Origin of the sequence: Chryseolinea soli (assembly GCF_003589925.1) — a bacterium.
Lineage (GTDB): Bacteria > Bacteroidota > Bacteroidia > Cytophagales > Cyclobacteriaceae > Chryseolinea > Chryseolinea soli.
Genome location: NZ_CP032382.1, coordinates 666,141 through 692,665 on the forward strand (window position 1 = coordinate 666,141; position 26,525 = coordinate 692,665).

The 26,525-nt window shown below is 52.5% G+C and carries 26 protein-coding genes and 1 riboswitch; of the genes, 16 read left to right on the forward strand and 10 right to left on the reverse strand.

Going from position 1 to position 26,525, the window contains the following annotated elements:
* Positions 1 to 99: 99 nt before the first annotated feature.
* A riboswitch (cobalamin riboswitch) is annotated at positions 100 to 305 on the forward strand.
* Positions 306 to 477: 172 nt separating this feature from the next.
* Entirely contained in the window at positions 478 to 2,793 is a 2,316-nt protein-coding gene (gene metE, locus D4L85_RS02625; RefSeq protein WP_119752862.1) for a 5-methyltetrahydropteroyltriglutamate--homocysteine S-methyltransferase, read from the forward strand.
* Between the two features lie 49 nt (positions 2,794 to 2,842).
* Positions 2,843 to 3,076 (forward strand): cysteine-rich CWC family protein, encoded by a 234-nt coding sequence (locus tag D4L85_RS02630; RefSeq protein ID WP_119752863.1) that lies wholly within the window; start codon positions 2,843 to 2,845, stop codon positions 3,074 to 3,076.
* Positions 3,077 to 3,090: 14 nt separating this feature from the next.
* On the opposite strand, the gene D4L85_RS02635 is transcribed toward D4L85_RS02630, so the two are convergent.
* The gene (locus D4L85_RS02635; protein WP_119752864.1) at positions 3,091 to 3,708 is read right to left on the reverse strand and encodes a GTP cyclohydrolase; all 618 of its coding nucleotides are present in this window, start codon (positions 3,706 to 3,708) and stop codon (positions 3,091 to 3,093) included.
* An 89-nt stretch (positions 3,709 to 3,797) separates the two neighbouring features.
* Here D4L85_RS02635 and D4L85_RS34305 point away from each other — a divergent pair, with 89 nt between their 5' ends.
* Positions 3,798 to 4,121, forward strand: coding sequence for a hypothetical protein (locus tag D4L85_RS34305; RefSeq protein ID WP_160143500.1), 324 nt, complete (start codon positions 3,798 to 3,800; stop codon positions 4,119 to 4,121).
* Between the two features lie 256 nt (positions 4,122 to 4,377).
* Here the strand turns inward: D4L85_RS34305 and arfB are convergent, their stop codons facing one another.
* Positions 4,378 to 4,794, reverse strand: a complete 417-nt coding sequence (gene arfB, locus D4L85_RS02645) for an alternative ribosome rescue aminoacyl-tRNA hydrolase ArfB (protein WP_119752866.1) — start codon at positions 4,792 to 4,794, stop codon at positions 4,378 to 4,380.
* 137 nt (positions 4,795 to 4,931) lie between these two features.
* Here arfB and D4L85_RS02650 point away from each other — a divergent pair, with 137 nt between their 5' ends.
* The 8 genes from D4L85_RS02650 to D4L85_RS02685 all read left to right on the forward strand — a co-directional run bounded on the left by D4L85_RS02650 (position 4,932) and on the right by D4L85_RS02685 (position 13,461).
* Positions 4,932 to 5,432: an ExbD/TolR family protein gene (locus D4L85_RS02650; protein ID WP_119752867.1), complete on the forward strand. Its 501-nt coding sequence runs from the start codon at positions 4,932 to 4,934 to the stop codon at positions 5,430 to 5,432.
* 505 nt (positions 5,433 to 5,937) lie between these two features.
* The gene (locus D4L85_RS02655; RefSeq protein ID WP_119752868.1) at positions 5,938 to 7,146 is read left to right on the forward strand and encodes a DegT/DnrJ/EryC1/StrS family aminotransferase; all 1,209 of its coding nucleotides are present in this window, start codon (positions 5,938 to 5,940) and stop codon (positions 7,144 to 7,146) included.
* Positions 7,139 to 8,218 (forward strand): iron-containing alcohol dehydrogenase family protein, encoded by a 1,080-nt coding sequence (locus D4L85_RS02660; RefSeq protein ID WP_119752869.1) that lies wholly within the window; start codon positions 7,139 to 7,141, stop codon positions 8,216 to 8,218. Before D4L85_RS02655 ends, D4L85_RS02660 begins: the two co-directional genes overlap by 8 nt.
* 26 nt (positions 8,219 to 8,244) lie before the next feature.
* Positions 8,245 to 9,096, forward strand: coding sequence for a 3-deoxy-8-phosphooctulonate synthase (gene kdsA, locus D4L85_RS02665; RefSeq protein ID WP_073136880.1), 852 nt, complete (start codon positions 8,245 to 8,247; stop codon positions 9,094 to 9,096).
* A gap of 34 nt (positions 9,097 to 9,130) precedes the next feature.
* A complete protein-coding gene (locus D4L85_RS02670; protein WP_119752870.1) occupies positions 9,131 to 10,153 on the forward strand; it encodes a transaldolase family protein in 1,023 nt (340 codons plus the stop codon).
* A 94-nt stretch (positions 10,154 to 10,247) separates the two neighbouring features.
* Entirely contained in the window at positions 10,248 to 10,958 is a 711-nt protein-coding gene (locus D4L85_RS02675; RefSeq protein WP_119758626.1) for a phosphatase, read from the forward strand.
* 231 nt (positions 10,959 to 11,189) lie between these two features.
* Positions 11,190 to 12,869: a GMC oxidoreductase gene (locus tag D4L85_RS02680; RefSeq protein ID WP_119752871.1), complete on the forward strand. Its 1,680-nt coding sequence runs from the start codon at positions 11,190 to 11,192 to the stop codon at positions 12,867 to 12,869.
* A 13-nt stretch (positions 12,870 to 12,882) separates the two neighbouring features.
* Positions 12,883 to 13,461 carry a gluconate 2-dehydrogenase subunit 3 family protein gene (locus tag D4L85_RS02685; protein WP_119752872.1) on the forward strand — a complete coding sequence of 193 codons (579 nt, stop codon included), beginning with the start codon at positions 12,883 to 12,885 and terminating at the stop codon, positions 13,459 to 13,461.
* A 55-nt stretch (positions 13,462 to 13,516) separates the two neighbouring features.
* On the opposite strand, the gene D4L85_RS02690 is transcribed toward D4L85_RS02685, so the two are convergent.
* The 4 genes from D4L85_RS02690 to D4L85_RS02705 all read right to left on the reverse strand — a co-directional run bounded on the left by D4L85_RS02690 (position 13,517) and on the right by D4L85_RS02705 (position 18,402).
* On the reverse strand, positions 13,517 to 15,490 hold the full coding sequence (locus D4L85_RS02690) for an ABC transporter ATP-binding protein (protein WP_119752873.1): 1,974 nt from the start codon (positions 15,488 to 15,490) through the stop codon (positions 13,517 to 13,519).
* Between the two features lie 26 nt (positions 15,491 to 15,516).
* Positions 15,517 to 16,317 carry a tetratricopeptide repeat protein gene (locus D4L85_RS02695; protein WP_160143501.1) on the reverse strand — a complete coding sequence of 267 codons (801 nt, stop codon included), beginning with the start codon at positions 16,315 to 16,317 and terminating at the stop codon, positions 15,517 to 15,519.
* A 126-nt stretch (positions 16,318 to 16,443) separates the two neighbouring features.
* On the reverse strand, positions 16,444 to 17,928 hold the full coding sequence (locus D4L85_RS02700; protein WP_228450750.1) for a pyridoxal phosphate-dependent decarboxylase family protein: 1,485 nt from the start codon (positions 17,926 to 17,928) through the stop codon (positions 16,444 to 16,446).
* A 51-nt stretch (positions 17,929 to 17,979) separates the two neighbouring features.
* A complete protein-coding gene (locus D4L85_RS02705; RefSeq protein WP_119752875.1) occupies positions 17,980 to 18,402 on the reverse strand; it encodes a DoxX family protein in 423 nt (140 codons plus the stop codon).
* Between the two features lie 84 nt (positions 18,403 to 18,486).
* On the opposite strand from D4L85_RS02705, the gene pdxR reads away from it, so the two are divergent.
* The gene (gene pdxR, locus D4L85_RS02710; RefSeq protein WP_119752876.1) at positions 18,487 to 19,983 is read left to right on the forward strand and encodes a MocR-like pyridoxine biosynthesis transcription factor PdxR; all 1,497 of its coding nucleotides are present in this window, start codon (positions 18,487 to 18,489) and stop codon (positions 19,981 to 19,983) included.
* A gap of 178 nt (positions 19,984 to 20,161) precedes the next feature.
* Here the strand turns inward: pdxR and D4L85_RS02715 are convergent, their stop codons facing one another.
* Positions 20,162 to 20,572: a VOC family protein gene (locus D4L85_RS02715; RefSeq protein WP_119752877.1), complete on the reverse strand. Its 411-nt coding sequence runs from the start codon at positions 20,570 to 20,572 to the stop codon at positions 20,162 to 20,164.
* A 96-nt stretch (positions 20,573 to 20,668) separates the two neighbouring features.
* Positions 20,669 to 21,124: a helix-turn-helix domain-containing protein gene (locus tag D4L85_RS02720; RefSeq protein WP_119752878.1), complete on the reverse strand. Its 456-nt coding sequence runs from the start codon at positions 21,122 to 21,124 to the stop codon at positions 20,669 to 20,671.
* A 183-nt stretch (positions 21,125 to 21,307) separates the two neighbouring features.
* Here D4L85_RS02720 and D4L85_RS02725 point away from each other — a divergent pair, with 183 nt between their 5' ends.
* Together D4L85_RS02725 and D4L85_RS02730 are read left to right on the forward strand one after the other, a co-directional pair.
* Entirely contained in the window at positions 21,308 to 22,003 is a 696-nt protein-coding gene (locus D4L85_RS02725; protein ID WP_119758628.1) for a 3-keto-disaccharide hydrolase, read from the forward strand.
* Between the two features lie 210 nt (positions 22,004 to 22,213).
* Entirely contained in the window at positions 22,214 to 22,588 is a 375-nt protein-coding gene (locus D4L85_RS02730) for a helix-turn-helix domain-containing protein (protein WP_119752879.1), read from the forward strand.
* A 24-nt stretch (positions 22,589 to 22,612) separates the two neighbouring features.
* On the opposite strand, the gene D4L85_RS02735 is transcribed toward D4L85_RS02730, so the two are convergent.
* Both D4L85_RS02735 and D4L85_RS02740 read right to left on the reverse strand, forming a co-directional pair.
* The gene (locus D4L85_RS02735; RefSeq protein WP_160143502.1) at positions 22,613 to 23,068 is read right to left on the reverse strand and encodes an SRPBCC family protein; all 456 of its coding nucleotides are present in this window, start codon (positions 23,066 to 23,068) and stop codon (positions 22,613 to 22,615) included.
* Positions 23,069 to 23,214: 146 nt separating this feature from the next.
* On the reverse strand, positions 23,215 to 24,486 hold the full coding sequence (locus D4L85_RS02740) for an NAD(P)/FAD-dependent oxidoreductase (RefSeq protein WP_119752881.1): 1,272 nt from the start codon (positions 24,484 to 24,486) through the stop codon (positions 23,215 to 23,217).
* 332 nt (positions 24,487 to 24,818) lie between these two features.
* On the opposite strand from D4L85_RS02740, the gene pgeF reads away from it, so the two are divergent.
* Positions 24,819 to 25,592, forward strand: a complete 774-nt coding sequence (gene pgeF, locus D4L85_RS02745; protein ID WP_119752882.1) for a peptidoglycan editing factor PgeF — start codon at positions 24,819 to 24,821, stop codon at positions 25,590 to 25,592.
* A 10-nt stretch (positions 25,593 to 25,602) separates the two neighbouring features.
* On the forward strand, positions 25,603 to 26,499 hold the full coding sequence (locus tag D4L85_RS02750; RefSeq protein WP_119752883.1) for a helix-turn-helix domain-containing protein: 897 nt from the start codon (positions 25,603 to 25,605) through the stop codon (positions 26,497 to 26,499).
* The last annotated feature ends 26 nt before the right edge of the window (positions 26,500 to 26,525 follow it).

The following is a 26,525-nucleotide window of genomic DNA, read 5'->3' on the forward strand; positions in this document are numbered from 1 at the left end:
CGTTCAAGAGATCCACCCGCGGGCACCGTTGTCTTCCTTTTTTCAATCACCGATCTTTTACACTACCTTTACCGCATCAGTCTGTTCTTTGCATTTTAAACAATCATCGCCGTTGCTGGTTTCCCGTACGCGGGAATTAATAAGGAATCGTGTGTAAATCACGAGCTGTCGCGCAACTGTAATCCCGCCTTCATGAACGTGAAGGTCAGCGCTTGTTCAAGCATGCCATTGTCCCGATCCGTCGGAACGAGAAGGCGAACAAGGGTCGGGAAAGCCAGGAGACTTGCCTGTAACGCATTGACTTTGCTTTCGCGCACTGAAGCATTTTGTCAGGCATTGAATCCTCCCCAGCCCCTCCGTGAAGGCGGCTGTGTCTGTATTTTATTCCTGTAGATCTTTCATTTCGCACAAGCATCCGTTTAGCTGCCGAAGGGCTTGCTGGTTTAACTATTTGTTCAACCTTAAAAAAGCAAACTCATGCTTACCAACAATCTTGGCTACCCGCGCATTGGTAGCCAGCGCGAATTGAAAAAGGCTTGCGAGCTCTACTGGGCCGGCAAGACTACGTTGAAAAACCTCTACCAGGTAGGCCGCAACCTGCGGCAGGAAAACTGGCAACTGCAGAAAGAAGCCGGCATCGACCTCATTCCCTCGAACGACTTTTCGTTCTACGACCAGGTGCTCGACATGTCGCTCACGGTGAGTGCCATTCCCGAACGCTATCATGAAGTGATCCTGAACAAAAACAACGCCGAGCTGGACCTCTACTTCGCCATGGCCCGCGGATTTCAAAAGGATGGCCTCGACATCACCGCGATGGAAATGACCAAGTGGTTCGACACCAACTATCACTACATCGTTCCGGAATTTCACAAGGACCAACCGTTCAAACTCTTCTCGACCAAAGTGATCGACGAATTTTACGAAGCGCGTCAACTGGGCATTCTCACGAAGCCCGTGCTGATCGGCCCCGTTTCGTACTTGCTCCTGGGCAAAGAAAAGGAAGCCGGCTTCGACCGGATCGACCTCATCCGAAACCTGCTGCCCGTATACATCGAGTTGTTAAAGCGACTCGACAAGCTGGACGTACAGTGGGTCCAATTCGACGAGCCCTTCTTGTCGCTGGACCTGACCGAAAAGGAGAAGAAAGCTTTCCTCTACGCTTATGGTGAGATCCGGAAAGAGTTCCCCGCCTTGAAGACCATCGTGACCACCTACTTCGAAGGGCTGCGCGACAATGTAGTGTTGGCCACCTCCCTTCCCGTCTGTGCCCTGCACCTGGACCTGGTGCGCGCCCCGGAACAACTGGAAGCCGTGTTGAATCATGTTCCCGACAAGATGACGCTTTCGCTCGGGGTTGTGGATGGCCGCAACATCTGGATCAACGACTTTGCCAAATCGCTCGCGCTGATCGAGAAAGCACTGGCGAGTCTGCCGCACAACCGCATCATGATCGCGCCCTCGAGTTCATTGCTGCATTCTCCCTGCGACCTGGTGTTGGAAACCAACGACAAGGTGCTGCTGCCGGAGATCAAAAGCTGGATGGCCTTTGCCCGGCAAAAACTGCATGAAGTGTCCATCCTAAAGCAACTGGCTACGCTCGGAAAAGGCTCCTCACAGGCATTCGTCGAAAACCAACGCAAGGTGGAGACCCGGAGAACGTCATCGCTCATTCACAATCCCGCGGTAAAAGCCCAGGTGGCTGCCATTGCGGACGCCGATGCGCAGCGTGCCCATCCTTTTGCCGTTCGCAAAAAGAAACAACAAGCCGCCTTGAAGTTGCCGCTCTACCCCACAACCACCATTGGCTCGTTTCCGCAAACCGCCGAAGTGCGAAACTGGCGCGCACAATGGAAGAAAGGCGAATTGACGCAGGCCGAATACGACGCTTTGCTGCGCACGGCCACGCAAAACGCCATCCATTGGCAAAATGAGATCGGCCTCGATGTGCTGGTGCACGGCGAGTTCGAGCGCAACGACATGGTGGAATATTTCGGTGAGCAACTGGCTGGCTATGTGTTTTCGAAGAACGGCTGGGTGCAAAGCTACGGCTCGCGTTGTGTGAAGCCTCCCATCATCTTTGGCGACGTGTCGCGGCCCCAACCCATGACGGTGGCGTGGGCTCAATATGCGCAATCGCTGAGCGATAAACCCGTGAAAGGCATGCTCACCGGTCCGGTCACCATTTTGCAATGGTCGTTTGTGCGCGATGACCAGCCCCGGTCCGAGACCGCGTTTCAAATTGCGCTGGCCATCCGCCAAGAAGTGGTGGACCTCGAGAAAGCCGGCATCCAGGTGATCCAGATCGACGAGCCCGCCATCCGCGAAGGCTTGCCACTGCGCAAAGTCGATTGGCAATCCTACCTGCAGTGGGCGGTGAAGGCGTTTCGCATCTCCGCGAGTGGTGTCCGTGATGAAACACAGATCCATACGCACATGTGCTACTCCGAATTCAACGACATCATCCAGAACATTGCCGATATGGATGCCGATGTGATCACCATCGAGTGCTCGCGATCGCAGATGGAGTTGCTGGACGCCTTTGCAGACTTCAACTATCCCAACGAGATCGGGCCCGGTGTCTACGACATTCACTCCCCGCGTGTGCCTTCGCGTGAGGAAATGGTGTCGCTCATGCGCAAGGCCAGCGCGGTGGTGCCCGCCGCTCAGCTTTGGGTGAATCCTGATTGTGGGTTGAAGACCCGCCATTGGGATGAAACCCGCAAAGCCCTGGTGGAAATGGTGGAAGCCGCTCGTGAGTTGAGAGCCGGCGTGAAAGAATTGAGTGTATAACTTAAAATAAAAAGCAGGCCGGACTGTACCGGCCTGCTTATTTTTAACGATGACGAAGCACGAAGAAAAACATTGCCCTCGCTGCCGCACGCCTTTCGAATGCAAGGTCGGCTCCATCACCCTATGTCAGTGCAGCGCCGTGAAACTGAACGACGACGAACGGCGCTTTCTGCAGGAGCGCTTTGCCGATTGCCTGTGCGCCGCCTGCATGAAAGAATTGAAATCGGAGTATCACCTTCAGCGTTTTAAACACCGGCTGAAGCGGTTGCTCCGGATGACCTGATGCCGCGACCGCGCTTACTTCACATTGATCGTGAACGTAACGTCCAGGTCGGTTTCCCCGGTGTTGGAATCGGAGGTGTCCGACTTCAGATCGGGTTGATGTTTTAGCAACACGCGAAAATCTCCGCTGGCCGTGGCGGCTCCCGCGGTCCACTGCGTGGTCAGACCGAGTGGACGATTGTTGGCGTCACGCGAATCGGTGCCGCCAGCATAGTTGAGCGGGTCGGTGCGATTGTCGATGTTGCCGTTTCCTTCCGGGTTGGAAAATACGTTGTTCGTCCACGAAAAAAAGAACTGGTGTTCGATGCCTTCGCGGCGCACTTCATCGGTGATGTTGTATTCCGCGTCCGTCGGCTGGGCCAGCTCATTGATGAGTTGAATGGTGAGCACGTAGCTTTTGTTCAGGCTTAGGTTGATAGGACCGTCCATGGTAATGTCTTTGGAACCTTCGCCGTCGGGATCGGTGGCCGTGGCCACTACCGCTGCCGTGCCATCCGTGGGCGTAAAGGTGAGCGTGGCTTTCGTGATCAGCTCTGGCGTATCTTCTTTTTGAGGATCGTCGCTGTGGCATCCGCTAACGATCACCAAGAGGGCAAGGGCATAAAAGGGAATAGAAAAGAAATGAAATTTCATGATGGTTTTTCAGGTTAATAAGAAGAAGAATAGAATGAGACGGCGCGCGATCGCAGACGGCCAAAAGGCTACACGCATTTCGTTGACGGATGAAAAAAAATAAGGAAATACCTTCTGTAAACCTTGGTATTTCATTTCTTCAGAAACGCGCCGCGATGCTTATCCGCGCACGGGCGGTGCGCGCGAAGATCCGGGAAGTGCGCACGGATGAAGATAACGTTGAACAACGCGGGTTTGGGGTGACGTCGCGTCAGGATGATGCTCCGAGGGCGAAGCAACACTCATCCATTGATCGGCATGAAAAGAAAATTGGCATAACGGGCATTTCTTCAAACTTGTCACGTGCGTCTTATGATCACACGCCTTATCGCGGTGGTAGAGGCTGCGGTGACAGGGATCTTTTTCAGCCTTAACGGTATGCACGACGGCCGGTGCATGGGCATGAAACATGCGATGCACAGCCTCCATGGGCAGCGAACCCAACGCATACAATACCAACAAGCAAAGCACAGCCCAGGTCTTTATTCCCGTGTGGTTAAGCTTATGGTTGGGGCGATGTTGCATTTTAAAAATCGGAACAATGAAATCAATGTTCCGGACAAAAATAGGGAGGCAGTCTCACAATTGCAACACTATTGCATTTAGTCTACATCAAAAACAGACCGTTCCTCATTCGATCTTGCGGCGCCATTGTTTCTTTTCGGATGCCTTTTTCTTTTTATTGATGCGGTTTTGGACGGCCCCCTTGCTGGGTTTGGTGGCTTTGCGCGCTTTCTTTTTTGCAAAGGCCTTGGTCATCCACTGTTCAAGTTTTGCCAACGCAGCTTCTTTGTTCTGAAGTTGTGAACGTTTGTCTTGCGCGGTAATGACCAATATACCCTCCGTGGTGATTTTGGAGGCGAGTTTGCGCAGGATGATCTCCTTTTCTTCGGGGGTGAGCACAAACGATTGGGCTACATCCAGCTTCAAGGTCACCTTGGTGTTCACCTTGTTCACGTTTTGTCCGCCGGGGCCGCTGCTGCGGGACATGGTAAACATAAGTTCGCTGCCCAGTAAGGCAGCGGTGATGGGGCGTTGCGTGGACATTTGAACGTTACTTTTTTTGCCGGAAGATAATCATTCCGCTGCGATTAAAATTTTACCAAAACTTTGTGACGCTTTTTCCTGTGACTATTCGGTGTGCCTGGAATTATACTTCTAAATCTCACCAAACACTTACGATTATGGCAATGATCAACACGTCCGAAGGGGCGCAAGGAAAAGTGCGCCGTGTCCGGGCCTCCACCCACATCGACATGACTCCCATGGTGGACCTTGCGTTTCTGCTCCTTACGTTTTTTATGCTCACCACTTCGTTCTTCAAACCCTATTCGCTGGATGTGACCCTGCCCGAAAAGGCAACCGACACCAACGCCGCACCTCCCATACAAGACGACAAAGCGCTGACGCTGGTTTTGGGTGAGTACAACAAAATTTACACGTATATGGGGCAGCCCAGTGCGGCCATGAAGGTGACGGATTACTCTGCACATGGCGTGCGCAAACTCTTGCTGGAAAAAAATGCATCGGTGAAAGGGCTCTTTGTGTTTATCAAGCCTTCCTCCAAGTCGCGCTATCAAAACGTCATCGACATCCTGGATGAAATCGACCTCGCCAATGTCCAGCACTTTGCGATCGTAAAGATCACGGCCGAGGACGCGAAGCTGATGAGTACAATACACTGATTAGTATTCCTCTGATCGAGATCTGCGCTAAAGCCCAATGCATTGGCGTCCACTTAACCTAGCCTAAGGGCTAGGTTATTCGTTTTCTCAAACCAATCCCTGCATTTTACTATTTAACCCGGCCTTTAGGCCGGGGCAGCCCTAAACCGTCGAAAGGGCTTTAGCTCTGACCTGGCAACAAGGGAACACTCGGCCTTCATAAAACCCGCATTCACAACTAAACCCAGCCTTTTAGAGCAGGTTAAAAGATCACCATCTCACAAGGCTTTAGCGCCGACTTTGTCGCGGCGTCGTCTATGGTCGCCGTCACCAGGCTTTAGTGCCCCCAAACCTCAAAATTTGGCCTTTTATGACAAGGGTGACCTGAAAGTTTAATATTATTGTGGAAAATTTGGAGGCCTTGATAAGGGGCCTCCTTCTCGTCTATAGTGAAGCCCTTGAGGGGTATGGCCATTCGTTCTAAATACTTGTCTGATTTCATAGTAAAACCTTATTAATCAACCATATGCCAGGAACTGAATTATTCGGTTACGAAGAGAAAAAAGAGATCAATGACGTGCTGGAAACCGGCATTTTGTTTCGCTACAATCACGAAAACCTCCGGAATAACATCTGGAAGGCGCGCGATTTCGAGGCCGAAGTGAAAAAGATCACCGGCGCCAAGTTTGCCCACGCAGTGTCCAGCGGTTCCACGGCTGTGGCCTGCGCGCTGGCAGCAGCCGGCGTGGGTGCAGGCGACGAAGTGATCGTGCCGCCTTTTACCTTTATCGCTTCCGTGGAAGCCGTGCTTTTTTGCGGCGCTCTTCCCGTGTTTGCCGAAATCGATGAAACCCTCTGCCTGAGCGCGGAGGGCATTAGCAAGGCCATCACCCCAAAAACGAAAGCCGTCCTGCTCGTGCACATGTGCGGTGGCATGGCGCGGATGGATGAGATCCTGAAAGTTTGCAAAGACCATAACCTCACCCTGGTGGAAGACGCCGGTCAGGCTTTTGCCGCATCCTACAAGGGAACCAGCGTGGGACTCTTTGGAAAGACCGGATGCTATTCGTTCGACTTCTTCAAGATCGCCACGGCCGGCGAAGGCGGTGTGCTGGTAACGAACGACGAGCAAGCGTATCATCACGCCGAGACGTATTCCGATCACGGCCACGACCACATCGGTTCGAATCGCGGCATGGAAAATCACCCCATCATCGGCTTCAATTTCCGCATCAGCGAATTGCACGCCGCCGTGGGAGCAGCCCAAACCCGCCGCGTGCCGTCGATCCGCGAGACCAATCGCAAGCACAAAAAATTCCTCACCGAAGCACTGCGCAAAACGCCCGGCATCGGGTTCGCTACACTGGCCGATCCCGACGGCGATTCAGCAACCTTCCTCAACTTGTTGTTGCCCGACACGGAAACCGCCAAGCGTACCGTTGACGCCCTGAACGCCAACGGCATCGGTGGTTTCAACTACTGGTTCACCAACATGTACCACTTCATCAATCAGTGGGATCACTTGAAAGACCTCCGCGTCGCCGCCAACCTTCCCATCAACGTGTTGGGTGCACCTCAAGATTACAAGAACCTGAAGTTGCCCGTATCTCAAAATGTAGTGGGCCGCCTCATCTCCTTCGGCATCCGCGTCACCTGGACGCCCGAACAATTGAGCGCCCTGGCCGATGGCATTTCAAAAAGTGTAACACAAGCTTTATCTACTGTGCATGCATAAGAATTTCAAAGGAATAGAAAAAACGGTTTTCGGCCGGGGTGCCTTTGCACAACTCGGCGACATTCTCAACGAACGACGCGGTGACAACGACAAATTCATGGTCTTCGTCGTGGATCAATATTTTAAAGGCAAACCCCTGGCCTCCCAGATCCCGCAAAAACCTGGCGACGTCGTCATGTTCATCGATGTGGACAAACACGAACCCACCACGGAACAGATAGACGCCATGCGCGATGAGGTGCTGGCGAAACATGGCTTGCCCGCGGGCATTGTAGGCATTGGCGGCGGAAGCATCATGGACATTGCCAAGGCAGCGTCGTTGATGTTTACCAACGAAGGTTCCTCCACCCTGTATCAAGGATTGAACCTGATCAAGAAACCCGGCATCTATCACGTGGGTGTTCCCACCATCTCCGGAACCGGCGCCGAAGTTTCGATGACGGCCGTATTGACCGGTCCCGTAAAAAAACTCGGTTTGAAATGCGAGTGGACCGTATTCAACCAGGTGGTGTTGGATCCCGATCTCATTGCCAGCGTGCCCCGCGATTGGTGGTTCTACACCGGCATGGATACCTACATCCATTGTGTTGAATCCGAGAATGGCATCTACAACAATGTGTACAGCCACGCCTTCGCGGAACAGTCGATGAAACTTTGTGAAGACGTTTACCTGAACGAAGGCAGCGGGCAAACTCCCGAGAACGACGAGAAGCTGATGATCGCTTCGCTGATGGGTGGCCTGAGCCTTACTTACTCCGAAGTCGGCGTATGTCACGCACTTTCCTATGGACTTTCAAAGATCCTGGGAACGCGCCATTGCTACGCCAATTGTCTTGCCTTCAATCACCTCCACGATTATTATCCGCAAGGGGTTGCCGACTTCAAGAAAATGCTGAAGAAGCATAACATCACGTTGCCACAAGGGCTGGCGAAGGAGTGGTCGGACGAGACGATCACGAAAATGGCAGAAGTGTCATACAACCTTCCGCACATGTGGAATCACGCCATCGGGTTGGATTGGAAAGACAAGATCACCCTGGATACGATCAAAGAATTGTTCAAACGTTTATAATCTTATAACCATAAAGCTCGCAGACCATGAGTAAGAAAATAGTTAAAGTAGGAAACATCGAGTGTGGCGCGGATGAGTTATTTCTCATCTCCGGCCCCTGCGTAATTGAAGACGAATCGATCATGATGAAAACTGCCGAGAAGCTGAAAGAAGTTTCCGAGCGGTTGAATATTAAGATTATCTACAAGTCGTCTTTTCAAAAAGACAACCGTAGCAGCGTGAAATATTATGATGGTCCCGGACTGGACAAGGGCGTGAAGCTCCTGGCCAAGGTGCGGGAGCAATTCGGATTTCCCATCCTCACCGACATTCACTATCCAGACCAAGCCAAAGCTGCTGGTGATGTAGTCGATGTATTGCAGATCCCTGCCTACCTGTGTATGCAAACTACCCTGATGGTAGCCGCAGCAAAGACGGGCAAAACCATCAACATCAAGCACGGCCAGTTCTTGTCGCCCGACAACATGAAGCACCCTGTGGGCAAGTGTTTGGAAGCCGGCAACGACAACATCATTTTGACCGAGCGCGGATACACTTTCGGTTACAACGATCTTATCGTTGATCCGCGCAGCTTCTATCATATGAACAAGATCGGTTACCCGGTGGTGTTCGACGTGACGCACTCCATCCGCAAGTATGGCATTCCCAGTGCCGATGCAAAAGGTGGTGCGCGCGAGTTCCTGCCGGTGCTCTCCCGTGCCGGCGTGGCTTCGGGTGTTGACGGTGTCTTTATCGAAACGCACCCCGAGCCGGAAAAGGCTTTGTGCGATGCCGCCAGCCAGCTGTGTGTTTACGACCTGGAAGAGTTCATGAAACCCATCCTGGAGATGCACGCCGTGGAAGTTAAATATCGCAGTCGCGAGGTTGTACTCGCTTAACCATTAAACCATCTATCTTTAACAACATACAAGTATGGAATTATACCTCGATTCAGCGGACATCGTAGAGATTGAAGAAGCGTTCAAGCTCGGCTTTCTCACCGGACTTACCACCACACCCACGTTCATGCACCGCGGTGGTGTGAAAGACGTCGATTCATTGATCGTAAAGCTCTCCAAGATCGTTCCCGTGCTTCAGATCGAAGCCCTCGGCGACACCGCTGAAGAAGTTCTGGCCGAAGCAAAGCGCCAGCTCGACCTCGGCCTCGACCCCAAGAAAACGGTGTTCAAAATTCCCGTTTCATTGGAAGGGGTGCGCGCCTGCAACATGCTGCGCCGCGAAGGATTGCTGGTGAACGTTCACCTGGTCTACACGCTGCAACAAGCCTACATGGCCATGCAAGCCGGAGCATCCTATGTTTGCCCGCTCGTGGGCCGTCTGCAAGATCAAGGTCACGATGCCTTGTCGCTGGTGGAACAATGCGTGTTTGCCGTAGACCACTATGGATATGACACGAAAGTGATGTTCTCGTCGGTGCGCACCGCCGAGCACGTGCGCAACGCCCTCAACCTGGGTGTGCACACCATCACAGCGCCCTGGAAGATCATGAAGGCACTCACCGAGAACAACTTCACCACGGTCGGAACAGAACAATTTGTGGAACACACCCGTCTCATGACCGTGAAGGTGAAGAACGTGGTGGATACCGTGAACCCTACCGTGACCGACGACACCCCGCTGGTAGACGCCATCGTGAAGATGACCGAATTCGGCTTTGGTGCAGTCACCGTCGTGAAGAAGGACGGCACGCTGGTGGGTGTATTCACCGACGGCGACCTCCGCAGAAAGATCCAGCAAGAAGGCCGTGACGTGTTGAAGAAGAACTTGAAGGACTTCGAATACGGCAAGCCCGTGTCCATCGAAGGCGATGCGTTGCTGAACGATGCCAACGCACTGTTCAAGAAATTCAACGTAGACACTTTATTGGTGACCGACAACGGTAAGCCCGTGGGCATGCTTGATATTCAAGATATGCGCGCAAACGCCGCCAAATAATTTTTTGCGGTTTTATCCCGGGCCTGTATCAAATGAGCATCCCATGCTTTTCGATACAGGCCCTTTTTATTTTATTTGTTTGATCCAACCCATCATGAAGAACATCGAAAAAATTTTCACCGCCCCCGGAGGCCAGTTTGTTACGCCGATCGAGACCCTGGCGGAGAAATTAAAACACATCAGGGCCTTTGTGTTCGATTGGGACGGCGTGTTCAACGACGGATCAAAAAATGAACACGGCAGCAGCACCTTCAGCGAAACCGACGCCATGGGCACCAACCTGTTGCGGCTGAGCAGTTGGATGGCCACCGGCAAAATGCCTTACTGCGCCGTGCTGTCGGGGGAAGAGAACCGGATCTCGTTTCGGTATGGGGCACGCGAGCATTTTCACCGGGTCTACTACCAGGTGAAAGACAAGACCATCGCACTGAAACATTTTGAGGAAACCTTCGGGTTGAAGAACGAGAACATCCTGTTTGTGTTCGACGACGTGCTGGACCTGTCCTTGGCCCGCATCTGCGGGGTGCGGATGCTCATCAGCCGCAAGGCCAACCCCATGTTCCGGAACTATGTGGTGGAAAATAATCTGGCCGACTACGCTACAGCGCACGACGGCTCCCAATTTGGGGTACGCGAAGTATGCGAGCTGTTCATGGCCCTGACGGGGAACTACAATGAGGCACTGGAGAACCGCATTACCTTTTCGCCGGAGTACACCGACTACTTCAAAGCGCGCCAGGAAATCCCCACGTCGTTCTATTCGGTGGTGAACAACGAGATCGTTCTCCGGGAAATCACGGTGTAGGGGTTTCCGCGGGCGAAATATCCATCCCAGGCCAAACATTTCCGTTTGTCCTCACCCCATATTTTATCAAGGTATACGTTGTGCAACGCTCACTTATTTAGAACGCTTATTATTTGGCGGTCGATTTCTTCCTTCAAGAATACCTTAAGTGTAAATCATACGCATTTACGGCTCGGTCAGGATGCAACAATGACAAACAATTCGTAATATGCCTCATTAAATGTCTAATCTATGAGTGAGAATGTTTATGATGCCATTGTTGTCGGCTCGGGAATTAGCGGAGGCTGGGCAGCAAAGGAGCTTTGTGAAAAAGGGTTGAAGGTAATCATGCTGGAACGTGGCCAGAATATAGAACACGTGAAGGACTACACCCAGACCAACAAGGCACCGTGGGAATTTCCGCATCGCGGCAAAGCACCGTTGAAACTGGTTGAGGAATACCCGGTGCTAAAGCGTGATTATCCGCTGAACGAAATCAATACCGACTGGTGGGCCAGCGACAAGGATTGTCCCTATACGGAAGTGAAGCGTTTCGACTGGTTCCGCGGTTATCACGTGGGCGGCCGTTCCCTGATGTGGGGCAAGCAAAGCTACCGCCTCAGTGACCTCGATTTCGAAGCCAACGCCAAAGAAGGCATCGCCGTAGATTGGCCGGTTCGCTACAAAGAACTTGCGCCGTGGTACGACTACGTAGAAAAATTTGCCGGCATCAGCGGCAACAAAGACGGCATCGAACACCTCCCCGACGGACAGTTCCTCCCGCCGATGGACATGACCGTCGTAGAAAAGGACGTCGCCGCCCGCATCAAAGAACATTATAAAGGCAAACGCCACATGATCATCGGCCGCGCCGCTCACGTGACAGGCCCGCTCGCCGGCCGTACACAGTGCCAATACCGCAACAAGTGTGGTTTGGGCTGCCCGTTTGGTGGATACTTCAGCACACAGTCATCCACTTTGCCCGCCGCCGTGAAGACGGGCAACCTGACCCTGCGTCCGTGGAGCATCGTGACCAAAGTGCTCTATGATAAAGACAAGAAGAAAGCTACGGGTGTAGAAGTATTGGATGCACAGACTAACCAAACCTACGAATACAAAGCCAAGATCATTTTCCTGAACGCCTCCACCCTGAACACCTCGTGGATCCTCATGAACTCGGCTACCGACATCTGGCCCGAGGGCTTGGGTAGCAGCAGCGGCGAGCTGGGCCACAACCTGATGGACCACCACCTGGGGGTTTATTCCTACGGACATGTGGACGGCTATGAAGACAAATATGTTTATGGCAATCGCCCCAATGGTATTTACATCCCCCGCTACCGCAACATGTTCGGCGAGAAACGCGACTACATCCGTGGCTTCGGCTACCAGGGTGGTGCCAGCCGCGAAGGATGGGGCCGCATCGTGCCTGAGTACAGTATCGGTGTAGAATACAAGGAAGCCCTGAGTGAACCCGGACCCTGGACGATGGGCATCGGCGGCTTCGGCGAGATCCTCCCCTACCACGACAACAAAGCCACGCTCGACAAGACCAAGAAAGACAAATGGGGTCTCAACGTACTGGCTATTGACTGTGAACTTAAGGAGAATGAGAACAAAATGCGCCAGGATATGTTGAACGACGGCGTCGAAATGCTGGAAGCCGCGGGCGTAAAGAACGTGAAAGGTCACATCGGCGACGGCACACCCGGCCGCGGTATCCACGAAATGGGAACAGCCCGCATGGGTAAAGATCCTAAAACGTCGGTGCTGAATAAGTTCAACCAGGTTTGGGATGCTCAGAACGTGTTCATCACGGATGGATCGTTTATGACCTCGGCTGCCTGTCAGAACCCGTCGCTTACGTATATGGCCTTTACGGCACGCGCCGCAGAGCACGCCGTGAGCGAATTAAAGAAAATGAACATCTAATTTGTAAAGCATTATGAATAGAAGAGATGCTATAGCACGCGTAGGCCTGATCCTGGGGGGAACCGTTGTTGGCTCCCAGGCTTTCCTGAGCGGATGCGCAAAAAAATCGGAAGTGGCCGCAACGGGTAACACCTTCACGCCGGAGACCATTTCCTTCCTCGACGAAGTAGGCGAAACCATTCTCCCCACGTCCGCGGCTTCGCCCGGCGCAAAAGAATCCAAGATCGGCGAGTTCATGAAGACCATCGTTTCCGACTGCTATGAAGAAAAAGATCAAAAGATCTTCATGGACGGCATCGGCAAACTGAACGAAGCTTCGAACAAAAAATTCTCCAAGGATTTCATGTCACTCTCCGCCACAGAAAAACACGATCTGTTGGTAGAGGTCGACAAGGACGCTAAGGATTACCATGACGCCAAAAAAGAAGAAGATCCCCAGCATTATTTCACGCTGATGAAACAGCTCACGTTGTGGGGCTACTTCACGTCGGAAGTTGGATCGACCAAGGCTTTGCGCTTTTTACCCGTGCCCGGAAGATACGATGGCGCCTATCCTTACAAGAAAGGCGATAGGGCCTGGGCAGCGACCTGATACGGATCTTTGTTTTTGTTTTGTGAAAAAGCCTGGCGGAATCCGCCAGGTTTTTTTATGACGCGTCGGTTCCCGTTTCTTCGTCTTCGGTCTCTTCGTCTTCCACTTCCTCATCTTCGGTTGCTTCCTCCGGTTCGGGGTCGTTTTGTGCCTGGGCAAAGCGGGCGAACCATCCTTTTTGGGCGATCAATTCATCGGGCGTGCCCGATTCGATCACCTGGCCGTCGGAGAGCACGAGCACTTGGTCGGCGTCGCGGATCATGGAGTAGCGGTGGGCGATGGCGATGACGGTGTTTTCTTTCCGGATCTCGTTGATCGTTCGCTTCACTTCGGCTTCCGTGGCGTAGTCGAGGTTTGCCGTGGCCTCATCCAAGACCAGGATGCGTGGCTTGGCCACCAACACGCGGGCGATTTGTACACGTTGACGTTCTCCCACCGACAATCCAAACCCGCTTTCTCCAACCTTGGTTTTTAATCCTTCGGGCAGACGCTGCAAGGTGCTTTGCATGCCGGCGGCTACAGCAGCAGCTTTCACTTCGTCGAGCGTGGCATCGTGCCGTTTGTAGCGGATGTTGTCGGCGAGGGTGCCGCGGAAAATGGCGCCATCGGCGGCCACCATGCCGATGTGGCGACGGACGGACGAAGGATCCAGGTCTGCCAGGGGGTGACCATCGATCAGGATCGCACCTCCCTGTGGTTCGTAGAGTTTCATGAGCAAGTCCACCGTGGTGGTCTTCCCGGCACCGGATGTTCCAACCAAGGCCGTCATTTTACCAGGTTCCAGCGTGAAGGAGATGCCTTTCAGCACTTCTTTTTCCGGCGTATAACCAAAGTGAACATCGCGAAACTCTACGCGGCCGTGTTCCATCATCAGGGGTTTTCCTTTTTTCTCGCCGTGTCCGTTGTCCAATAGATTGAATGCCCGGGCGATGGAGGCCACGTTTTGTTGGAGATTCACCCAGAGGCTAGACAACGTGTCGATGGGATCGTAGAGACGGTCCAGGTAGGCCACGAACATCACGACATCACCCGGGGTCAACTGATTTTCCAGGGTGAGGTAGCCGCCGTAGCCCAGCACCAGGGCGCTGGCAAATTTGGTGAGAATGTTTTCCCAAAACACATACTTGTTGGCCAGCTTGCTGCGCGTTACATAATCGCGGTAGGCCTTGTCTGAAATGGTATGGAAGGCTTTCACTTCGCGATCCTCTGCGCCTGAAAGCTTCACGGTCTTGATCCCACCCAAAGCATCCTGCATGCGGGAAGAGACTTCTTCCCACCGCTCATAGTAATTTGACAGACCGGTCTCCAGCCGATTGGCCGAGCGCCAGGCGATCAGCAGATAGAACGGTATGATCGATAACGCAATCAATGTAAGCTGCACATTTTGCCAAAACATAATGATCAAGATGCCCACGAGGCTGATCACTTCCGGCAAGATCTCCTGTGAAAATCCATTTACGATTGCCGACACTTCTTCCGACTGGTTGATCTGTTTGCTGAGGGCAGCGCTGGATCGCTTGCTGAAAAAGGACAACGGAAGCTTTAGCACATGCGCAAATGTGTTTTGAATAAACCCCTGCTCGATCTTGCACGACAACCGCACATTCATATTGTCGCCAATCAACCAAAGAATGTGTCCAATGAGGTTCACGGCAAAGATGATAGCGACGGCCCACAAGAGCGTTTCCAACGCCTGTTGCGGCGTGCGCGCAGCCACATAATTTTTGCCGTGCGATTCTTTTACAGCCGGGGCCGTTGCCTTCTCGATGAGTTTGCTGATCGGATCGTCGTCGTCGGTGTCGAGACTGTCGGTGGAAAACGTTTTGCGTGTCTCGTCTTTGGCGCGCTGCACAAACAAACCGGCCACATCGTTAATCGCCTCACGGTAAACGAGTGGTTCGATGAGGTTGGCACCGGTGCTGAGCAAGCCGATGACCACCACGATGAGAAATCTTTTACGATGGGGGATGATGATGCGGAAGATATTCTTCCATACCTGCCTTTTGGTAGCGTGTGTCGTGCCTGACATGTTGGACTGGCGTTAAAGTAAGTTACTTATTTATTGCCGGGAGGTTGTCGGGGGGATTGTGTTTCTTCGTTATGCTGCCGCGCATTGGCAAGTTCGCGCGCGATGTCGACGTCCTCGGGATCTTGCTGTTGCGCGCTTTCAAATTCTTTTACCGCTTCCGGCCACCGGTTCTGCTCGGCAAAGAGAAGCCCTGCGTTATAATGGGCCTGGATGTTGGTGGGTTGCAAGGCCAATGCCTTCCGGTAATATTTTTCCGCCTCCGCTTTCTCTTTCATTTGATCGAACAGGTTGCCCAGGTTGACGTAGGCCAGCACATCGTTTGGATCAAGTTGCAGGGCTTCTTCCAGGGCAGCGCGCGCGTCGGCCGTGCGGCCCACACCGGAGAGGTAGATGCCATAGCTGTTCAGGATGAAGACGCGCTGTCGCGGATCGGTCTTGTCTTTTTGGAGATGGAGAAGAAATTGAAAATCGATGTCCTGGATATCCTCCGGTGGTTTGGCGCCCCACTTCGGTTCGAGGCTCACCCGGTTGACCTTGGCGTTGAGTCGCTTCACCTCAATGTCGAGGCGTTTTTCTTCCGACATCTCGAATGCTTTCTCGTAAGCCTTTTCGGCCATGTCAAAACGTTCTTCATCAAAGAACTGATCGCCGAGGTGCTCGTATTGTTGGATGACTTCGCGCGATTGGTACCGATCCCATTGATCCTGGACCGACGGTATAAAAAATGCCAGCAGCATGACCATGGCGCTGCCCAGGCTCACCAAAAGCGGCCACAATTTCCCGATCGAATACCATTTCAATTCCGGCGACGCATCATCCTCATTCATGGGGAACAGGTATAGCGGTTTAGTAACGTAAGGTATGGCCGTCCTATTGCAGGAGTAGCCCGTCATTTAAAGCTACTAAACTTCAGACTCTTATTCCATCGCTGATGCGCCTTTAAAAACCCGCTACTATCGCGCCTTGCTTCCCGGCAAGGCTTTTATTTTTTCAAGATTTTCCTTCACCATGCCCAACGCAAGATCGATCTCCTGGCGATGGGTTCGAAAGCTCAGCACCGCACAACGGATCCACACCTGGCCGTTGATCTGGGTGGAGGAAAAGAAACAGCGGCCGTCGGCATGCAGGGCTTTTAATAATTGTTGATTGAAGGTATTGCTGTCCTTCGACGGATATCGAAAGAGGGTGATCGACAGGTCCGGGTCAGGGCCGGTCTCGAAACCCATCTCTTTTACCGCTTCGTGAAAATAGCGGCAGAGGAGAAGTTTTTCCTGCAGGTTGGCTTTGAATGCATCGACGCCGTGCAAGTGCAATGGAAGCCACATGCGTAAACCCCGAAAATGTCGCGACAACTCGGGACTGCAATCGGAGGGACTGATCTCGTCGAAACCATAGGCGTCTTGCATGTAGGCCGCCTGGTGGGCGTACGTACGGAGCAATGTCTGAGCATCCTTGACCAGCACCACGCCAGTGCCGTAGGGAAGAAACATACTTTTGTGTGGATCCATCACCAGGGAATCCGAGCGTTCGATGCCTTTGAATTTTACGGCCATGTCCCCGAGCAACTTGAAGAATCCACCATACGCCGCATCCACATGAAACCACGCATGGTGTTGCTCGCAGAGGTCGGCGATGGCGTTCAACGGATCGATAGCGCCTGTGTCGGTGGTGCCCGCCGTGCCGATGACAAGAAATGGCATCAGGCCGTTGTCTTTATCCTGACGCAGTGTTTCAGCGAGTGCCCCGACATCCATTTGATATCGCTCGTTCATGGGGATGATGCGTTGCTGCGCTTCGTGCAATCCCGTTATGTGTAACGCTTTGTGTAAACAATGATGTGCCTGCGCCGTGAAATAGACAACTGCCCTTCGGACGTTTGTCGAATCGATGCGGTGCGCCTCGCGTGCCGTCTGAATGGCAATGAGGCTGGCCATGGAACCACCCGAGCTTAGGTTGCCGTGGGCCGTGGCGGGATAGCCCATGACCGTGCAAAGCCAATGGATCAACTGGTTCTCGATGCGCACGGCGCCAGGGCTGGAATAAAAAATGCCGACATACCGGTTCGCGGCCGCCGCCAGCAGATCGCCCACGGCACTCGTCCACAATCCTCCCGCAGGAATATAGCCCATGTGGGTTCCGGCTGCTGAGTTAATGCCGGATTGGTCTACTTCGTCGCGCAAAAGGTGGAGCAGTTGATCGAACGGCTTCCCGTGATCGTCGATCGTCAACGCTTTAAGTGCATCGCAGGGCTTTTCTTTATAGCCGGGAGTATCGGGTAGAGCGATGATAAATTCATCGATGTAGCCGAAGGCCTGTTGAGCGATGGTTTGTCGCTGGGAAGAAGAAGGCTCCAGTTGGCGGGCCATCTTTTCCAGTGCAGCAAGCTGATCGGTCACATCTTCATTTGACTTCATGGGGTGAGCATTAAGCGTGTTCATCAATTTCCTTTTATTCCGGCAATAAATCTCCAGGTGTATCCGATTCTTTGCTCATGGACGATCCAATAGTTGATCGACACTCCAACGATACGCGGGCATCGTGGCCAACAAAAAAGCGGAGGTGCAATCCACAAACACCGCATAGTCCAGGGGACTTTTTATGCCAAAGGAGTACGTCATGGCCAAGGCGAAAATAAATGTTAGTCCAGCCGCGCCGAGTGCCGCCCAGCGCGTCATCCATCCCACCAGGAGCATCAGTGCCAGGATAGTTTCCAACGTCGTGGCGACGATCGCCAACAGCGGAACGATGGCGGGCGGCGCAAATGAATTCACTTCGCCGGTGTACACCACAAAGGCATCCCACCCACTCCCCTGCTCACCCCAAAACCCGAGCCGGCTCGCCACGGGTGACAAAAAATTTGCTGCGGTGGCCAGGCGCAGCAGCAGGATGGCCAAGTCTTGATATTTTTTCATGTTGAATCCGATTTAGTGCATCAAAAGTCTATCTTTATTGGACTATTATACTAGTCCAGAAATAAGAACAAAGGTAGTCCAGCTATGCATGTTTTACGGGACCTTATTCACCTCGACCGGAAAGCAGACGCGCCGGTTTATCTGCAGATCACCAACGCCATCATTCACCACATCCGCCGGGGCACGTTGCGCCGCGGGCTTAAATTACCCGGGTCGCGCGAAATGGCGGCGGTCATCGGGATCCATCGAAAAACCATGTTGGCAGCCTATGACGAATTGATGGCCCAGGGATGGATCGAAATGCTTCCGCGTAAGGGCACGTTCGTGGTGCGCGACCTGCCGGACATCAAACCAAAAAAGATCAAACCGGGCGAAGAGATCGGACAATATCCGGGGAAAACATTTTTTCACATCGACGAGAAAAAGATCATTCCCTTCCCCGCCGGACAATTCCGCGATCCGAACCTGCTCGCCATCAACGACGGTTTTCCCGACACACGCCTGGCGCCGACAGATTTGTTCTTGCGCGAATTCCGGACCCTGGCCCGGTCGAGAGGTTTCCGGAAATATTATCAATACGGCTCGCCGAAAGGCCCCGACTACCTGCGTGAAACACTCGCCCCATTCCTGAGCGACACGCGCGGGTTGCCCATCACGGCCAACAACGTGATGATCACCAAGGGCGCACAAATGGGCATCTACCTCACCGCCCAACTCCTCATCAAACCCGGCGACGCCGTGATCGTGGGAGAACCCAGCTACTTCGCCGCCACCCTCACGTTCCGCCAGGCCGGCGCCACAATCCAACGCGTGCCCGTGGACGATCAAGGCATCGACGTCGACGCGATCGAAGCCTTGTGTAAAAAGAAAAAAATCAAACTTATCTACGTCATCCCCCACCACCATCATCCCACCACGGTAACCTTAACCCCCGAACGGCGCATTCGCCTGCTGGATCTGGCCGCGCGCTACCGGTTCGCCATCATCGAAGACGACTACGATTATGATTTTCATTACGCGAGCAACCCCATACTGCCCATGGCCAGCCTGGACCAACACGGAAACGTGATCTACATCGGCACGCTCAGCAAAACGCTGGCCCCCTCCGTGCGCGTAGGATTTATCGTTGCGCCTGAAAATTTCATCGACGCCGTGGCACACCTCCGCCGCTCCATGGACTGGCAAGGCGACAGCATGATGGAAGCCGCCATCGCAGCCCTTTATCAAAACGGTGTCATGGGTCGCCACATCAAAAAAGTAGTCAAGCTCTATCACGAACGCCGCGATCACTTTGCCGCACTGCTAAAAGACCAGCTCCACGACCACATCACCTTCAGGCTACCCGACGGAGGCATGTCGATTTGGACGACGTTTCATGATGTCGAGCTCAAAAAGGTCTCGGCAGATGCTGCGAAAAAGGGATTGCTTATTGGTGACGGGGCGCTTTATAATACACACACGAAAAATTATAACGCACTTCGGTTGGGATTTGCTTCGTTGCAGTTGAGGGAACAGGATCGGGCGGTGGAGATCTTGAGGGAGGTAGTCAGGAGCCAGAAGCCAGTAGCCAGAATTCAGTAGCCAGTAGTCAGTAGCCAGTAGCCAGTAGTCAGTAGCCAAAAATTTGATGGTCAGTGGATAGTAGCCAGCCGTTGGCATTTGGGAGTCGGCGCTGGGGCATGAAGAAAAAAGGAAGCAAGACTCTGGCTGCAGAATACCGAGAGCAAGCTACTGACTACTGGCTACTGATTCCCGGTTGCTATTTCTTCTCCCCCAACGAAAACCAATTTCCTGAATCATCTTTAAACAACGCTTCAAAAGCATAAAATTCTTTCGTCGGTGCTTTTGTAAATTCCACTCCCCGGGCTTTCAATTCTTCATAGGTTGCCAGAAGGTTTTTGCATTCGAAGACTCCGAAACCGAAGGTGCCTTGTTTGACGAGTTCGCGCATGTGTTTGGCGGTGCCGTTCTTGAACATCATGCCTTCTTCGATGGGCATCAGGGAAATTTCCAGGTCGGGTTGTTCGGGGGGGCAGACGGTGAGCCAGCGTGCTCCCGGACCCATGGGTGCGTCGGTGTGGACTTTGAAGCCGAGTTTGTTTACGTAGAAGTCATACGCACTGTCTTGGTTCAGCACAAAGATGCTGACGTGGTTCATTTTGGTGATCATATTTTTTTGCGTTTGTTGTGTTGTAAAGGTGGGGCAATGCGTGGAAAGAGGGCTCTTGAAAATTGCTATTTTCAGACCTCGGGCTTCGGCCGTGTGTTAAGGATTGGGATGGGGTGAGGTCCAGCCTTTCTTTTCGGCGAAGCAATTGGGGATAAAGTGGAGCGGCGTTTGGCGGAGGGCCGCAAGGCGGTGGTGTTGCTGCTCCTGATAGGCCGAAGGCGTGAGGCCGGTGACGCGTTTGAATAGTCCGATGAAAGATGTGATGCTATTGAAGCCCACGCGCTCGCAGGTTTCGGTTACGGTGATGTCGGTTTGTAGAAGTTGTTTCGCGTTCTCAATGCGGACGCTGGTCAGGTATTGGTGTGGCGACTTGCCGTAGGTGGTTTTGAAGAGCCGGATAAAGTGAAATTTGGAGAAGGTGGCTTCGTCGGCCATGTTGTCGATGTCGATCGCTTCGGCGTAATGATCGTCGATGAAAAGCTTGGCTTGTACGAGGCGGCGGTACAGGTATATTTTTGGATAAGGGTCCAGGGCGGGTGGTTTCCGTATCATAGCTTAAAATTGTTCAATCGCGACGACTTAAAAAAATCAAATCGGCCGGTTTCCATTCTTCACCGGAAATGTTTCACCGGCATATCCCTACCGGTGATTTATTCACAAAATGCTATCTTCACCTGCCTGATCAAACAAAAAAAATCTTATCCCTCAACGTTTCAACCTGAAATCAGACCCCATATGAAATTCCTTCCTGTTTCCCTGTTTGCCCTGTTATGTTTTTCAACCTTTGCCGCCGACGCCCAAACGCACTCGCTTTTTAACGGGAAAGATTTTACGGGGTGGCACATCGATGTGCCCGACATGGACAATAATTCTTCCGTGCCTACGCCTTTCATTATTCGCCAGGGCATGCTGGTGAGCCTGGCCAACCCGGAAGGACACATTATTACCGACTCGATCTATCAGAATTACCGGCTGCAGGTGGAGTACCGCTTTCCCGGCAAGCCCGGCAATTGCGGGGTGCTCTTGCATGCTTCAACACCGCGCTCGTTATACAAGATGTTTCCAAAATCTATCGAGGCGCAGATGATGCATGAAAACGCCGGCGACTTCTGGTGTATCGTCGAAGACATTTCCGTACCGGATATGGAGAAGCGTAGAGGCCCCAAAAAAGACTGGGGCATCACGGAGGGCAAAGAACGCCGCATCAAGAATCTCACCGACAACTCCGAGAAACCTTTGGGCCAATGGAACACCATGGTGGTTGAATGCCTGGGAAGCGCTATCAAAGTGTGGGTGAACGGCGACCTGGTCAACCACGGCACCAACTGCACGGCCAGCAAAGGACAGATCGCCCTGCAGGCGGAGGGCGCCGAGGTAGAATTCCGGAAAGTGGAGCTGACGCCAATAACAAAGCTCACCGGCGGAAAATAAAACCCGGACGCCTGCGTCTTTAACTTAGGATGGGCTTTGAACCCGGATTTTCAGGGGAAAGCCCAAAAATACTGAAGCAGTCACCATATAACGGACGGCCCTCCTCCCGAAAATTTGACGGCGACTTTCCTTGCCTCAATTTTACCCAGGCACGAAAGGCCCGCGAGCGGTGTTGGAATTTTTAACGATATATTTTAAACCCCAAACGGTATGCAACGCAGCGAAGAGATCTTCAAAGACTACTTGCGCCTCCTGGACCGGCATCTCGAGGACGTGTTGAACGGTTCCGCGGAGGAAATGATGGAATTACGCGACTTTGCGGCCCTTCTTTTTATCCACCCCACGCACTTGAGCAATGTGATCAAAGACCTCACGGGAAAACATCCCTGTTTTTTCTACGAACACAAGATCCTGGATATCGCCAAAGATCTTTTGCAGGATCCCAACAACAGCATCAACGAAGTGGCGCGCAGGCTCACCTACGATCCATCCAATTTTACAAAATGGTTCAAGACATATGCCGGCATCAGCCCGTCGCAATATCGCAAGCAACTCAAGCTCGCTGCCCTCGAGATTTTAGTATAGTCTGTTTTTGATTGAAGTTGCCGATTAGCTGACAAACGTTTCCGACACATCCCAGGCGTGCTGATTTGGATAGGGATGGCCGTTGCCGGTCTCCACGTATTTTTTTAGACTCCTCAGGAACATGGCCCAATCGTAGTTGCATTGGTAAAACAGGCGGGTAAAGGGTGGCCATTTATCATGATTGAATAACAACTGGCATGCATCCTCTGAGCGTTTGATGACCTCGAACGTGATCACCGTATCGATCCATTCAGGTACTCCCTCCGTGCAGCGCCATTCCAACATTTTTGGGGGTTCAACTTTCACGACCTGCATTTCCTTATAATAATTGTCGAAGTAGAACCGGAGGGTGCCGCCTTCACCGGGGTCGCCGTTTATGCGGGGTGTCCACCAACGCGACAAGCCTTCTACCGTGGTCAGGGCCGAGTAGACCGACCAATCCGTTTGGTGAATTGTGAGCAGGTGTCTGATACAGCTCATAGGAACTTCTGTAAAGATTCGCGATCCTAAAAACCGAGTCCGAAGATACAACATTTACGGAACAACCTTGCTCATGGATTGTTCACCTTCACCTGCATTTTCGCTTAGGTGGAATCCTGCCGTTCATTAAATGCAGGTTTGAACGCTTACTCTTTGCGGCTGGGCCGTATGATCATCCGCAAGGACTGGTCTCGGGTGAGGTAAGCGGCGGTCCAGTTATAAAGGGTCTTGATCCGGTTCCGGTAATTGATGAGCGACAACAAGTGGATGAAAAGCCACATCGCCCAGGCAATGAAACCGCGGAAGAACAAGCCTTTCGGAAGGTCACATACGGCCTTGTTACGGCGGATGATGGCCATGGACCCTTTATCGTAGTAAGCAAAAGGCTTCATCGGTTTTTGTGTTTCTTGCGCCACCAGGTTTTTCGCCAACAGCTTGCCTTGCTGGATGGCAACTTGCGCCAACTGCGGATGACCTTCCGGGAAATTTTTGTCTGTCGTCTGGAGACAGGTGTCGCCAATAGCATAGATGGCGTCCACACCTTTTACCTTGTTATGTTCATCGACCAGCAACCGGCGGCCGCGACCATAACTTTCTTTGGGTATTCCCTCAAAGAGCCTCGCCGTAACACCGGCGGCCCAAATAAGAATTTTTGTTTCGATCTTTTCGCCATTGCTTAAGATCACCGTATCGTCCACATAGTCCTTCACCGATACATCCAGCTTCACGGTCACGCCGCTTTCGGTGAGCGTGTCATGCGTATAACGCTGCGACTTCGCGCTCATCGGCGACAGCAGTGTGGGGGATGCATCCACGAGGAAGATCTTTATTTGAGAAATGTTAAGCTCGGGATAGTCCTTGGCAAAAACATACTTTTTCATTTCGGCCAACATGCCCGAGATCTCCACACCGGTGGGACCGCCGCCGGCAATGACGATCGATCCGAATTTTCTCCGTTCGCCGGGATCGGAGATCACCGTAGCTTTCTCCGCCGTTTGCAAGAGATAGTTGCGCATTTCGATGGCGTCATTCACCGTCTTCATCGGCAGTGCATGTTTCTTCACGTTCTCGAGGCCAAAGAAATTCGTCTCTGTGCCCGTTGCCAACACGAGGTAGTCGTAGCCCAGGTCGCCGGTGGAGAGGACGATCTTTTTTTCTTCGGGAACAATTTTCTGTAGTTCACCCAGTCTGAAACTGGTGTTGCTTTTACCCTGGAAAAGCTTTCGAAAAGGGAAGCTGATATTCGATGTCTCCAGGAAACCCGTGGCCACCTGGTAGAGCAAGGGAGGAAAAAAATTGTAGTTGTTCTGATCGACGACGGTTACGCGAAAGTGAGGATTGTTGTAGAGTTGTTGGGCCAGGTTGATGCCGGCAAAACCGCCGCCGACCACTACAACATGCTTGCTATTTTCTTTCATATATCACGGAATGAAGTCCATAACCTGCTGCGAAAATCGCGTCAGGCAAAATAAAATCTGGTGATGCTCGTGCGTTCCATAGACGTTGCGTTAGCACCCGACATATAAACGTTTCCGTCGACGATAAGATTTCGAAAATGTGATAAATTCAGAGGCAAAAATGACGACAACAGCATAGATTTTTCCTCTGCATTTCCATCGTTGCCAATGCTAAGATACGTCCATTCCTGTGCCCCGTGCTTCCGAACGCTCACTCGTATGAGCGCAATCGTTTCCGTTTTTATGGATATATTTGGAACCAGGTTTTGGATACGCTGTTTATTTGAACAAGCATGAAAAGAACACAGATCAACGATCTTCATCTATGGCAATTTGATGACCTTGCTGCGACGCCCGGCATAAGACATTTCGTTACCGACCGCAGCACACACGAGGCAGGCGAAGAATTTACCTTGAGCTTTTCCAGTACACCCGATAAAGAATTGGTCCGGCGCAACCGGCACCTGTTGGCGAAGGCCATGGGCGTGGACGATGGGCATTTGTTCTTTCCCTCGCAGGTGCACAAGACCCGGATCGTTCGGGTCACGTCACAAACGCCTTTGGCGGAGCTCCTGGAAACGGATGCGCTGATGACCAATCAGAAAGGTTTGTGTATTGCTGTGATGTCGGCGGATTGTGTTCCGATCTTGCTCTATGACAAAACAAACAAAGCTGTCGCTGCCGTGCATTCAGGATGGCGCGGAACAGTAGCCCGCATCCTCGAGAAAACATTGCACGCCATGCATGATGCCTTCGGTACGGAAGGAAAAGACATCATCGCCGGCATTGGGCCGTCGGTGAGCCAGGATGCGTATGAGGTGGGCGAGGAAGTCGTGCAGTCAGTACACCACGCGTTTGGGAGAGAAAGCGGACTGATGATCCCCCAGCCGGATGACAAGGCAAAGCTCGATCTCTGGAAGGCCAACCAAATCCAACTGCAGGAATTCGGTGTGCACGACAAAGTCATCGAAATCTCCAATCTTTGCTCGGTAAAAAACAACGCGCATTTCTTCTCGGCCCGCAAGGGAGACGCCGGACGCTTTGCCGCAGGCATCCTTCTAACCTAGCCCGGCATTGATGGCAACGCGCTCCTCTTCCAACCATACCCCGGTGTATTGCCTCGACACCTTTAGCAAAAAGGCAGACGACAGCCTCTTCTACATCGAGAAGCTTCAGACCCACCTGAAGCAACACGAGTTTGTCAGCAAGCCCCACCGCCATGACTTTTACCTGCTTTTATACATCACCCAAGGCTCGGGCAAACACCACATCGACTTTGTTGCTTATGACCTTGGCCCCGGATCCATTTTTGTGATGACGCCCGGCCAGGTGCATGCCTGGAACCTGGCCCCCGGAACCGACGGCTATATCGTTTTCTTTATACCCGAATTCTATCGGATGGGGTTGACGGAAAACAGTTTGCTGGATTTTCCATTCTTTCACTCGCTCCACCCCAATCCATTGATCCAACTGGGCCCGCAGGCCGAACCGATGTTGGACCGGGTACTCCAGGAAATGCAAGCCGAATTTCACCGTCCGATCCCCCCAGACCTGCGCCTCCTGCGAAGCTATCTGGACATCGTGCTGTTGAAGGTGGCCCGTCACTACACCACCGATGTGAAAGGGCAGGCCGCACAAGGCACGACCTTTAAGCTTCGAAAACTGGAGGCGTTGATCGACCAACATTACGCCACCCTAAAGCAGCCCTCCGAGTATGCCGAACACATGCACCTCTCTGCATCCTATCTCAACAACATCTGCAAAAAGAATCTGAACAAGACCCTGAGCGACCTGATCCACGAGCGTGTGGTCCTGGAAGCAAAACGGTACTTTGCATATTCCGATCTCACCATCAACGAGGTGGCGCATGCCCTGAATTTCACGGAAACGTCCTATTTTATACGATTCTTCAAAAAGCAGACAGGCCTGACGCCTGAACAGTTTAAAGAATCCACGATTCGTGCTATAGAATAGCTAAACCGTCCTGTGCAACGGAGGCT